General features: G+C 38.2%; 7 protein-coding genes and 2 tRNA genes. 5 read left to right on the top strand and 4 right to left on the bottom strand.

Annotation, left to right across the window (positions count from 1 at the left end; genetic code table 11):
- Positions 1-6 precede the first annotated feature (6 nt).
- Entirely contained in the window at positions 7-1,797 is a 1,791-nt protein-coding gene (locus tag HYB91_RS00045) for an ABC transporter ATP-binding protein (protein ID WP_002676263.1), read from the bottom strand.
- Between the two features lie 236 nt (positions 1,798-2,033).
- On the opposite strand from HYB91_RS00045, the gene HYB91_RS00040 reads away from it, so the two are divergent.
- From HYB91_RS00040 to HYB91_RS00025, 4 genes are all read left to right on the top strand, one after another.
- Entirely contained in the window at positions 2,034-4,097 is a 2,064-nt protein-coding gene (locus HYB91_RS00040; RefSeq protein ID WP_253719557.1) for a methyl-accepting chemotaxis protein, read from the top strand.
- Between the two features lie 65 nt (positions 4,098-4,162).
- Positions 4,163-4,233, top strand: a tRNA-Gln gene (locus HYB91_RS00035).
- A gap of 18 nt (positions 4,234-4,251) precedes the next feature.
- Positions 4,252-4,323 (top strand) — tRNA-Glu (locus tag HYB91_RS00030).
- Positions 4,324-4,407: 84 nt separating this feature from the next.
- A complete protein-coding gene (locus HYB91_RS00025) occupies positions 4,408-6,117 on the top strand; it encodes a DUF5312 domain-containing protein (RefSeq protein WP_253719556.1) in 1,710 nt (569 codons plus the stop codon).
- Positions 6,118-6,120: 3 nt separating this feature from the next.
- On the opposite strand, the gene HYB91_RS00020 is transcribed toward HYB91_RS00025, so the two are convergent.
- Together HYB91_RS00020 and dnaE are read right to left on the bottom strand one after the other, a co-directional pair.
- Positions 6,121-6,702, bottom strand: a complete 582-nt coding sequence (locus tag HYB91_RS00020) for a YggT family protein (RefSeq protein WP_002666956.1) — start codon at positions 6,700-6,702, stop codon at positions 6,121-6,123.
- Between the two features lie 40 nt (positions 6,703-6,742).
- Positions 6,743-10,192, bottom strand: a complete 3,450-nt coding sequence (dnaE, locus tag HYB91_RS00015; RefSeq protein ID WP_253719555.1) for a DNA polymerase III subunit alpha — start codon at positions 10,190-10,192, stop codon at positions 6,743-6,745.
- 145 nt (positions 10,193-10,337) lie between these two features.
- On the opposite strand from dnaE, the gene HYB91_RS00010 reads away from it, so the two are divergent.
- Positions 10,338-10,793 carry a hypothetical protein gene (locus tag HYB91_RS00010; RefSeq protein WP_002676266.1) on the top strand — a complete coding sequence of 152 codons (456 nt, stop codon included), beginning with the start codon at positions 10,338-10,340 and terminating at the stop codon, positions 10,791-10,793.
- A gap of 4 nt (positions 10,794-10,797) precedes the next feature.
- Here the strand turns inward: HYB91_RS00010 and dnaA are convergent, their stop codons facing one another.
- A complete protein-coding gene (gene dnaA, locus HYB91_RS00005; RefSeq protein ID WP_002676268.1) occupies positions 10,798-12,207 on the bottom strand; it encodes a chromosomal replication initiator protein DnaA in 1,410 nt (469 codons plus the stop codon).

The raw sequence follows: 12,207 nt of genomic DNA, 5'->3' as shown, positions 1-12,207 counted from the left end.
CTTAAATTACACTCCAGCTTGTACAGCACTTTGAATATCGTAAATTCTCTTGTATAAACCTTCTTGGGCTATCAACTGCTCATGAGTGCCCTCTTGGCTTATCTTTCCGTTTTCTAAAACGATTATATTATCCGCATCGCAAATAGTTGAAATTCTATGCGAAATTATAATCATAGTTTTGTTTCCCTTTTCTTCTTTTAGTGCGGAACGGATGCTTATATCCGTTTGGGTGTCTACAGCCGAAAGGGAGTCATCAAAAATAATAATGGGAGAATCTTTGATGAGGGTTCGGGCAATTGCAAGCCTTTGTTTTTGACCCCCTGATAAAGATACGCCGCGCTCGCCGACCAAAGTTTCATAGCCTTTTTCAAACTTACTTATTTCATCATCTAAGAAAGCAACCTTTGAGAAGTGACGGGCCGAAGAATCCGAAACATCGGGCACAGCCAATTTAATGTTTTCCATAATTGTTCTGGCGTATAAAAAGGGCTCCTGCAAAATAAGCCCCACCTGCGACCTTATCCAGCCCTTGTCTATAGTGTTTAATTCTTTTCCGTCTATTTTGATGGAACCGGAATCATATTCATAAAGACGGGCAAGTAAATGTACAAGGGAGCTTTTTCCCGAACCTGTAGGCCCTAAGATTGCAAGGGTCTGTCCGCTTTTAATGCTAAAAGAAACATTGTCAAGTATCTTTTGATTTTGCGTTTCGGGATAAGAAAACGAAACGGAATCAAAAACTATGTTTCCGGTAATTTCGGGTTTTTCGTTTGTCGGAAAAATATCTTCAGGTGTTTCATTTAAAATAGTCTCAATACGGTTTGCCGAAACAAATGATTTACCGATATTGCTTATTATTCGCCCTAAACGGCGAACAGGCCAGATTAACATTTCCGTATAAGAAATAAAGGCTACCAAATCGCCTGCCGTTATCTCATTGCGGTAGGCCAGAAGGCTTCCGTAAAGGATTATCCCAAAAACTTGAGCAATCGAAAGAGAATCGGCAAATGCCCAAAAGGCGGCAAAGCTGTTGTTAATCTTTAAATTCTGATTGCGGTATCTTTCGCTCCGTTTAATAAATTTTTCTATTTCGTATTGATGGCGGGTAAAAGCCTTTACGACTCTTATGCCGGTTAAATTTTCCTGTATTGCAGTAGTCATTGAGGCTTCATACTCTGTTGCCTTTTTAAATTGACTTTGAATTCTTTTAAAAAATATAGCTGATGAAAAGAATGTTAAAGGCATAATGCAAAAGGAGATAAGCATCAGACTTGTGTTTAATTGAGCCATCAGGTAGATAGTATAAATTATTAAAAACACGGCGCTTATAGTATCCATTATCTGGGAATACAGAGCCAAGCGGATGGTTTCAACATCAGAAGTACATCGCTGAATCAAGTTTCCGGTTTCTGCCTTTGAATGATAAGAATAAGGAAGAAGTTGAATGTGATTGTAAAGCCTGTTTCTAAGAGTCTTTATTGAGCGCTCGGTTGCAATACTGGCTATGTTTATTCTGCCGAATGTAAGAAGACCTCTTACAAGTGAAAAGGCAACCACCAATGAGGCCATCACAATAAGACCGCTTGTTCCGGTTAAGTGATTTTTAAACAAGGCAACAAGCCGAGATATTAAACCTTTCGGCAAGGCAGCTCCGCCTATTACCGAGTCTATTGTGATTCGGATTAACTGGGGCTGCATGGCAACAATCACTTGCGAAAAAAGCGTAAAAATAAGGGCAAGCAGATAAAGCCGGCTTTGCCCTCTCGCATACGATAAAAGTTTTTTTAAATTTTGCATAGTTTGATACCCTAATTCCTAAATTATTATTTTAACACAAAAAAAATATTTATGCTATATGAGTTTAAAACCAATTTTAATTAAGTCTTATAAAAATCATGTAAAATCAAAAGTCTATTATTGATAATATATTTACTTTATTATATAATTCGAATTCCATATATTATAGGGAGGAGTTAATGTATGAATAGAAATGCAGTAAAAAAACCAAAAAAAGGTTTTCAATACGCAACAAAATGGTTATTATTTTCGGTGTTCTAATCCTTGCCGCAGGTACAATTTTATCTTCAACAGCCATTATAATTGCAGAAAAAGCAGTTACGGAAAAAGTCGCCGATCAGCTGTCCGAAAAGGCTCAGGATACAGCCGCTCTTATAGACGAACGGATTAATAGTTTTTTTGTGTTCTTAGAAAGTCTTGCAAAAATGCCTATGTTAAAAGATGACTCCCTGTCTTATACTCAAAAACTGGAAATACTTTCATCCGATATGTCGGATAATAAATATATAAATCTTTTTGGACTATGTACGGTCGACGGAATTGTATTTGACTCTTTTGGAGGAAGTGCAAAAGTTTTAGACCGTAAATGGTTTCAAAATACGATTACGGGGAAAAAGTTTATTTCGGAGCCTGAAATTTCACGGGGAACAAAAACTTTAGCCATGACCTTTGCCGTTCCCATATTCGATAAAAACAAATCGGTAATAGCAATCTTATTGGCGGATGTAGACGGATTTTGGCTTTCGGATATTATTGACGACATTAAGATAGGACAGACAGGTTACTGCTACATTGTAGGCCCCACAGGAAATATCATAGCATCACATGACAGAAAATATGTTATCGAAGAATGGAACTCGGTTAAAGAAGCCGAAAAAAATAAACTATTTCAAGATATAGCCGATATCGAAAAAAAATCCATTAATCAAGATGAGCCGGGTTTTGCAAAATACCGATGGACTGAGGGTATGATGGTAGCAGGTTATGCCAAGATGCAAGGAACAGGCTGGGGAGTTATAACCAATGCCCCAATCGGAGAATTTATGGGAAAGGTAACAACATTAAAACGGACGATGAATGTACTCCTAATATGCGTATTACTTGCTACTCTTGCTATTATATTTTTTATCTCCGTAGGTTTGGTAAGACCTATAGCTGCGGTTGTTAAAGCTTTAAAAGAGATAGCTCAAGGAGACGGAGACCTTACAGTTAAGCTCCCTGTTACGGGAAACGATGAAATAACGGACTTGTCGGAATATTTTAACCAAACAATATCTAAAATAGGGACATCATTAAAATCCGTAGGCGACAGCTCCCTCATCATGCAAAACATAGGAGATGAACTTGCAAGCAACATGGGAGAAACCGCGAGTGCAATTCATCAAATAAGTGCAAACATTACAAGCGTAAAACAGCAAACAATTACTCAGGCTGCAAGCGTTAATGAAACGACAGCCACGGTTGAAGAAATCATACGTACAATAAGACAGCTGAATTCAAACATCGAAAATCAGGCTGCAAGCGTTGCAGAATCATCTTCGGCAATTGAAGAAATGGTTGCCAACATAGCATCCATAACTCAAACATTGGAAAAAACCGATGATGTCATAAAAACCCTTGCTTCAGCAACGGAAGACGGAAGAGAAACAATACAAAGAGCGAATACGATAACAAAAAAAGTTGCAGAAGAATCGGGAAGTCTTATGGAAGCCTCAGGCGTTATTCAGCATATTGCAAGCCAAACAAATCTTTTAGCCATGAATGCCGCTATTGAGGCAGCTCATGCAGGAGAATCAGGAAAGGGATTTGCCGTAGTTGCAGACGAAATAAGGAAGCTGGCAGAAGAATCCAGTATGCAGGGTAAGAACATCACTTCAACACTTAAAATTTTAAGCGGAGAAATTGAAATGCTCGCCGATTCTGCAAAAACAGCCGAAGAGAAATTTAATACGATATTCGAAATATCTACTCAGGTAAAAAACATGAGCACACGCTTAACGGAAGCGATGAAAGAACAGGAGAACGGAAGCCGTGAAGTCCTCCTCGCAATTCAAGAAATAAATAGGATTACAACAGAGGTAACAACCGGCTCGGAAGAAATGCTTGAAGGCGGTCAAAATGTTACAAAAGAAGTTGAAAGACTTGACGGGCTTACCCGTGTTATAACGGACAGCATGAATGAAATGGCTGTCGGAGCCGTAGAAATAAATAATGCAGTACAAGAAGTAAATGAGATTACCCAAAGAAATAAACAAAGTATAGAAGTATTGGCAAGTGAAGTTCGAAAATTTAAGGTTTAGAAAATTTAGCCCAAAAAACCTTATTGACATTTTTTTAATTTGATGATATATTCTTGTCCTGTTATTCCCTGGTTGTGTAATGGTAGCACCGCAGATTCTGGTTCTGCTTGTGGGGGTTCGAATCCTCCCTGGGGAATTTTTCTATATCATCTTTGGTCCCTTCGTCTATCGGTTAGGACATGAGATTCTCAATCTTAAAAGACGGGTTCGATTCCCGTAGGGACCGGTTTTCCCGTCTGTAAAAAAATATCGCAATAAGTAATCGGACACCCTATAGACTTTTTCAAAATTTACGATAATATATAGAGATATGGAAAGAAGTCTATCAACATTTGATCAATTAGTAAAATCACTATCCAAAGAAGAAACACAAAGCTTACTGGAAAGCATTCAGAACAGTATAGAAGAATTCAGAAATGAGGCACAACCGGAAGAAAAAGACAGCCTTTCAGAAAAAATCATAGAACACCAGCAGGCAGGCATATCAAGTGAACCTTTTTTGATCCGGTTATGGCTTTCCATACGGTCATTCTTGCGTTCAATCCCTTTAAAAGTAATATATAATGAAGAACTCTTAAAAAGAATGGCAAAAAACCTTAAAAGATCGGCCGGAGCTTATATCAATATAAATCAGAATATCTATACAGGCGTATTTTACACGGAATTAAAAAACCTACGAAAAACCCAATTATTTTTTACATCTCTTCTTTCTGCTTATGATTCGGGAAAGGGCTCTTTCTATATGCTGGTAAGCTCCTTTGTTGCACCCGCAACCTATGAAAAGCTTATGAAAGAAACAAATCCTTTTTCAATTAAGATAGGCTCGGAAGTTTCTTCAAACATAAGGACTGGTTTTTTAAGAAAAATCGATTCGGTTTTTTCCAATTTAACCGATGACGAAAAAAGTGAAATGTACCTATGCGCTCAAGCCATAGAGTGGATGAAGTCCTTTTGCTCTCTGGCATTGGATAGAACCCTGCTAAGGTTTAATGTAATCTCGGATTCAAATGCTACCTGCCAAGCCCTTACAATACAGCCCGAAATGGAAGTCCTCTCATCAATACTTTATTCCAAAAAAAACATACCTCATAATCTTCTGCAAGCCTTATTTTTAATGCATGCGCAAGAGACAATAATAGATGATGACAACAGAATGGTAAAAGAAGCAGATGAATTTATAAAAGATGCTATTGAAGCCCTCGGTGCAATAAGAATCTTTTTAAAACAAGTCCCCCTGCTCGATATTACCCGCTACATCAAAAAAGACATCAATTGGATGCCGTATAAACTGACAGGCGGCGAAGATTGGTTTATTTACTTTAAGCAGGCTTGGTATGAGCGCTTTAACCAAAAATGGTCAACTTGGTCATATGAACAAAAAAGGTTTAATATTAAGGTTCAAATGATTAATCTCTTAAAGGTAGGAGATTTGGAATCTATGAAGTTTTGCCCATGGCGGAATTTATGGGTTGAATGCAAGTTCAAAAAGGAACTACCTTTTTTATTCCTAAAAACATTTTTTTATTCCTTCTACAGTGAAAAATTATCGGGAACCCTAAAAACAATCCTGGTAGAAGGCAATTTTTATCGGCACGAAAATTTAAACGAGTATACCACCTCATACAATGTACTCGAACACCGCAAGGGCGAATTTGAAAAGTTTGAAAACCGCTTATCACCCACAGGCGACATCGGTTCAACCTTTGCAAAAATACGTGCAGAAAAGACCGCAACTCTAAAAAATAAAAATCAAATTGAGGGCTTGATGCACACGATAGAGGCTGAAGCAAAGCAGCTTATAACTTCAAGTATTGAAGCTCTAAAATCGGTTGAAATGATTTTAACGGGAATTCTTGGAGGCGGAAAAACAAGTACATATGCAACCATTACAAACTGGGCACTCATAGCCGGCGTTAATAATGGTCATTTCCGCGAGGAAGTCGCTGCCGCAAAAGAACAAATACATACAGGCATAAACCTCCTCTCCTTAGCGGAAAAACTTGAGGCCGAAGCTCAATAAGCTCTATATAAACCTAAAGTATGTAAACATTACACTCAAGGATCCTATAAAAGCGCCCAATAAAAAGCGTATAAGAATTAAGATTATTAAGCATACGATTATCTGTTTTCTCAAACTCATAAATTTTCCGCCGGATAATTTATGCACTCTAACAAAAACAGGAGACAAAAACCTGTCGAGCATATCGGCAAAATTACCTTGGCGGTAGTTTTCGGAAAAATCAAGAACCAACCTGATTATCAATATGATAATAAAGAAATTGAGTAAAAAAGAAAAAAACGACCAAACTATACTCACAATGGTTAATGCAAGTCTTAATAGCGAAAACGTTCTTGTTTCTGCAATCTGAAAAAGTAAACCGGCAAAGATAGACAAAATTCCGATAGCCAAAATAGGCGAAAAATCTACCATTCCGATTTGAGTAAATTTAAACCTTCTAAACCAACTCAAGTAAGGCTCACAAATTTCATAAAGAAACCCGCCTCGTGAATTGGAACCGAGCCACGAAAGAAAAATATAAATAATACAAAGATAAGAATAAATCTTTACTGCAAAACCCAATGTGCTAAAAAGTGATGATATCATATAAACCTCTCTACCTATACTTTAAATTTAATCATTTTTTTTATTCAAGCCAAATTTGTTCAACCCCGAACTGCATATTTAATTCTTCAATAAATTCCGGAGTTGAAGGAATTCGAATTTGAGGTGAAGCCTTAATTATATAAGCCTTATCCTCATCCTTTACATGAATATAAACCTCGCAGTTCCCTGACCGTTCATACAAAAAATCTTTTAAGCCGGTCAACTCTTTTGCCGATGTTATATTTTCATCAAGCTCAATATGAACCTCGCTTAAAGCTTTTTGCTGTAATTTATCGATTTCCAAAACTTCATCTACCAAAAAGGAATGAGACTCCCCGTCACTGTTATCGATAGAGCCGGCAAAGCCGCAGACGGTTTCAGGTAAAAGAACAGCTCTATGTTTTTCCCAAGTCTTTGGGAAAAAAACCAAATCTAATGTTCCGTTTAAGTCTTCAAAGGTTCCAAAACCCATCATCGCACCTTTTTTTGTTTGATGCTGCCTTACTCCTGTAAGCATACCGACAAGAACATATCTTTTTTTTGAGGTAGCACGTGCAAGATGCGAAATATCCAAGGTAGCGGAATTATCTATAACCTTTCGGTACTCATCCAAAGGGTGTCCCGAAATATAAAAGCCCATCAGCTCTTTTTCGAGCCGCAGTTTTTCTTTTTTGGGGAACTCTTCGATTTTTTCAAAGACAAAGTCCGAAAACTCTTTTATACCGGAACCTTCAAAAAGACTCCCCTGCCCCGTACTTTCGTTTTCTTTTTTTTGGGAAGCGTAAGCAACCGCCCCGTCCAAGTTTACCATCAGGGTAGAACGTTCCTGTCCCAAGCCGTCAAAACAGCCGGTTTTAATCATAACTTCAAGGTTCCGCTTGTTTTGAGTATGCAAATCATTCCTTTCCAAAAAGTCGATAAAGGACTTATACCTGCCGTTCTTTTCGCGTTCTTCTACAAGTTCGTGAGCCGCCTGCATTCCGACCCCCTTAATTCCCAAAAGGCCGAAAATAATATTTCCATCGGAGGAAACGCTAAAATACGGATCGGATAAATTTACATGGGGCGGTAGAATTTTAAGACCCATCTTTTCGGCTTCTGCAATATATTCTGGAAGTTTGTCGGTAGAGGTAATTTCGTTGGTAAGGTTAGCCGCCATAAATTCTGCCGGAAAATGAGCTTTCAGGTAGGCGGTCTGAAAGGCTAAAACCGAATAGGCTGCTGCGTGACTCTTGTTAAATCCATAGCCTGCAAAGGGGATAAGAATCTCAAAGATTCTATCGGCGTCTTCCCTGCTGAATCCCTTTTCTTGCGCGCCCTTAATAAACTTTTCTTTTTCGGTTTTCATAACCTCGATTTTTTTCTTTCCCATGGCACGGCGGAGTATATCGGCTTGACCTAAAGAGTAGCCCGCTATTCTTTGGGCAACCTGCATAACCTGTTCCTGATAAACGATAACTCCATAGGTCTCGGAAAGTATATCTTCAAGACAAGGGTCAGGATATTTGATTTTAGAATTATCAAATTTTGACTCAATAAATTGGTTGATATAATCCATAGGCCCCGGACGATACAAGGCATTTAGAGCAATCAGGTCTTCCATTTTGGACGGCTTTGCACGCTTTAAAATATTTTGCATTCCCTGACTTTCAAACTGGAAGACTGCAGCAGCCAATCCTTCACTCAACATCTTAAAGGTAGCCGCATCCGAATAATCAATATCGCCTATAGAAAGTTTTCTCCATTCCCCGCCTCTTTTATGGATTAGGTCTTCGGTATGTTTTATAAGGGTTAAGGTTTTTAAGCCTAAAAAGTCCATCTTTACAAGACCGCAGTTTTCGATTAAGTCCATTGTAAATTGAGTTGCGACCTTTCCGGTTTTTGAATCCTTGTAAAGCGGAACATAGTCGGTTAAGGCTGTCTTACCTATAACGATGCCCGCAGCATGAAGACTGGAATTACGGTTTCGGCCTTCAAGAGCTATGCTTATTTCAAAAAGCTCTTTGTATTGAGGGTCTTCAGCCATCTCTTTTAATTCGGGAACTACATCAACAGCGTATTTTAAGGTAACCTCTTTTATGCCGTCCGTTAAGGGTTTTGGTGGTATGAGCTTTGTAATGGCGTTTACGTCGGCAAGCGGAATATTTAAAACCCGTCCCACATCTTTTACGACAGCCTTAGGCTTTAAGGTTCCAAAGGTAATAATCTGACCGACATTTTCGTCCCCGTATTTTTGACGCACATACTCTATTACCTCCTGCCGCCTTTCGAAACAAAAGTCTACGTCGAAGTCGGGCATCGAAACCCGTTCAGGATTTAAAAAACGCTCAAATAGGAGGTTGTACTTTAGAGGGTCAATGTCGGTAATCCGCAAAGAGTATGCAAGGATTGAACCGGCTCCTGAACCGCGCCCCGGGCCTACGGGAACTCCGTTATTTTTTGCCCAGTTTATAAAATCCCAAACAATTAAAAAATAGCCGACAAAGTCCATCTTTATAACAATATCGAGCTCATAGTTAAGTCTGTTCTTTATTTCATCGGTAATGACGGGATAACGTTTTTTTAAGCCTTCCTCAGCCAGATGCCTGATATAGTCTTCCTTTGAGCTAAAATCTTCAGGGATTTTGTATATCGGAAGAATGGGACCGGGTTGAGGTATTTCCAAATTGCACATTTCAGCAATACGGACAGTGTTTAAAATTGCTTCGGGATATTCGGGGAAGAGTTGAGCCATTTCTTCTCCCGACTTAAAATAAAATTCGTTTCCCTCAAACTGCATTCGGTTGGTATCTGTTCTAAGTTTTTTCATTCCGATACACATTAAAATATCTTGAGCTACATAATCTTTTTGTTCTACATAATGAATATCGTTGGTCAAAACCAGAGGAACGCCGACCTTGCGGGCCATCTCGATTAAAAGTTTGGAAGCCTTTTTTTCTTCTTTTAGTCCATGGTCTTGAAGCTCGATAAAATAATTTTCGGCACCGAAAATTTCACGGTATTTTCGGACATGGGCTTCGGCCTTTTCTTTTTCGCTGTTTAATAAAAGAACAGGAAGCTCTCCTGCAAGACAGGCCGACAAGCATATAAGCCCTTCCGCATACTGTGCCAAAAGCTCATCATCTATACGCGGCTTATAATACATACCCTCAGTATATCCCTTAGAGCAAAGCACCATTAAATTGCGGTATCCTGTTTCATTCTTTGCCAAGAGGATAAGGTGGTAGTATTTTTTCCCGCCCGGAGTTTCTTTTTTTTCAAACCGGCTTTCGGGAGCCACATAAAACTCACAGCCGATTATGGGTTTTATATTTTTTTCTTTACAGGCATTATAAAAATTTATAGCCCCGAACATATTGCCGTGATCGGTCAATGCAAGGGCTGTCTGCCCCAGCTTTTCGGCCTTTGCCGCAAGAGCTTTGACCGAAGCAGCTCCGTCTAAAAGAGAAAAATCGGAATGAACATGAAGATGAACAAAATCGACAGCCATAAGGCTTTAAGACTACCACAAAAGGCCCTTTTTTTCAAGACTTGGATAAAGAAAAACGCCCAAGCTGCCAATTCGGAATAAAAACCGGATAATTTAAAGTAGAAAAAGTACCTTAAAAATGGTATTATACTGGGGAGTATTAAATATGGGTATAGATAAATTTATTTACTTAGGTATTCTTGTAATATTCGGAGTTTTTTTTATTAGTAAGATGTTTAATCCGCCTTCAGGTTCTCACTATAAGTTGAAAGCAATTTCCTTTGCCGATAAAAAACTGTCGAAAGCAACAGACCTTGGTAAGCATATTTTCATATCAAAGGCAAAAAATAAATTGATACTGCCTTGGGAGTTTGATTTATGGACACAAGTCGATTTGTTTGAAAATGCCATTGTTCTAAAAAGATATAAAAAAGAAAAAGTTATATTTTTTTATGAATTAACAGCCATTGAACCTATGTTAATTAATTCGCTTTTTACAAAAGGTAAATACTTCGGATATAAGCTAAATAGTAAAGATGGCAATGCTACTATTTTAAAAGGTGCGAATTTACGTGATTTAGATATCTTTATCGGTAAACTTTGCTCATTATTCCAACAATAGATACCTATTTATTCGTATTTTCCTTTATCGTGTTTCTAAGTTCATGGATAATTTTTTCTAAACTTGGGTCGGCCGCAATTTGCTCTTCAATCTTGTTACAACCATGCAAGATGGTCGTGTGGTCCCTGCCTCCGAAGTCGTTACCCAACTCGGTGGTAGAACACTCGGTCATTTCCCTGCAAAGGAACATGGCAATTTGGCGCGGGAACGAAAAGCTCTTGGTTCTTTTTTTACTTTTAATATCCGAAATCGAAATACTAAAATAATCGGCAACGGTTTTTTGAATGAGGTCGATGGTAACATTCCGTTGGCGGGTTGAACCGAAAATATCTCTTAAAAGATTTTTTGCCGTAGCCTCGTCCATTGTTTTTTTTGTAAGCTCCGTATAGGCGATAAGTTTTGTTAAGGCCGCTTCCAAGTCACGCACATTTGAAGAAACATTTTTTGCAACCATATCAATAAATTCATTCGGAATTTTCGTGCTGTGTTTTTCCATTTTCTTTAAAAGAATTGCATATCGTATTTCATAGGCCGGAGTCTGTAAGTCTACATTTAAGCCGCGTTCAAACCTGGATTTTAAACGCTGTGAAAGATTTTTAAGCTCAGCGGGCGGGCGGTCGCATGTAAACACAATCTGCTTATTTTTTTCGTAGAGCTCATTAAAAGTATGAAAAAGCTCTTCTTGAGTTTCTACCTTTCCTTGAAAAAAGTGAATATCGTCTATGAGAAGGACATCAGCCTTTCGGTACTTACTTTTAAAAGCAGGCATCATCTTTTTTTGGACACATTCTACAAATTCGTTTGTAAAGTTTTCTGCCGTAACATAAATAACTTTAAGCTTTGTCGTATCCCATATTTTATTTCCTATAGCCTGCATAAGATGGGTTTTCCCCAAGCCTACCCCTCCGTAAATCAAAAACGGGTTATACGCGCTTCCCGGATTTGTAGAAACGGCTATAGCGGCATTTACTCCAAAGTTATTATTTGGTCCTACAACAAAGTCCTCAAAATTATACTCAGGTCTCAAATCGGGATGTTGACCCCTTCCTCCCTCGGTTTTTACGGATTTTTTCTTGGATTCCACAGATGTCGGCTTTGCGGCATCTTCTTTTTTATCGTTTCCTCCCTCATTTTCTGCTTTAGAAAGGTCTTCGGAAGTATTCGGTTTGATGATAAAATCTATAGATATTTTTTTTCCTGACAGCTCAAACAATTTTTTTTCGATACCGTTCTTATAATTATGAATCATCTGATCTCTAAAAAATTTCGACGGAACACTAAGATACACGGTATTTTCCGTCGATTTTTCATATTTGGACGGTAAAAACCACATAGAAAATATAGAAAAGGCTAATTCTTCCTTAAACTGATTAACAGCTTCATCCCAAAAAATTTTATAATCCCATTCACTCAT

This window comes from Treponema sp. B152 (assembly GCF_024181665.1).
Taxonomy (GTDB): domain Bacteria; phylum Spirochaetota; class Spirochaetia; order Treponematales; family Treponemataceae; genus Treponema_B; species Treponema_B denticola.
This window is presented reverse-complemented; position numbering and strand designations above follow the sequence as displayed.

What these genes read in the sequence shown, in the direction of transcription:
- HYB91_RS00045 (WP_002676263.1), bottom strand. Translation starts at nt 1,797, where the DNA reads ATGCAAAATTTAAAAAAACTTTTATCGTATGCGAGAGGGCAAAGCCGG.
- HYB91_RS00040 (WP_253719557.1), top strand. Translation starts at nt 2,034, where the DNA reads ATGGTTATTATTTTCGGTGTTCTAATCCTTGCCGCAGGTACAATTTTA.
- HYB91_RS00025 (WP_253719556.1), top strand. Translation starts at nt 4,408, where the DNA reads ATGGAAAGAAGTCTATCAACATTTGATCAATTAGTAAAATCACTATCC.
- HYB91_RS00020 (WP_002666956.1), bottom strand. Translation starts at nt 6,702, where the DNA reads ATGATATCATCACTTTTTAGCACATTGGGTTTTGCAGTAAAGATTTAT.
- dnaE (WP_253719555.1), bottom strand. Translation starts at nt 10,192, where the DNA reads ATGGCTGTCGATTTTGTTCATCTTCATGTTCATTCCGATTTTTCTCTT.
- HYB91_RS00010 (WP_002676266.1), top strand. Translation starts at nt 10,338, where the DNA reads ATGGGTATAGATAAATTTATTTACTTAGGTATTCTTGTAATATTCGGA.
- dnaA (WP_002676268.1), bottom strand. Translation starts at nt 12,207, where the DNA reads ATGAGTGAATGGGATTATAAAATTTTTTGGGATGAAGCTGTTAATCAG.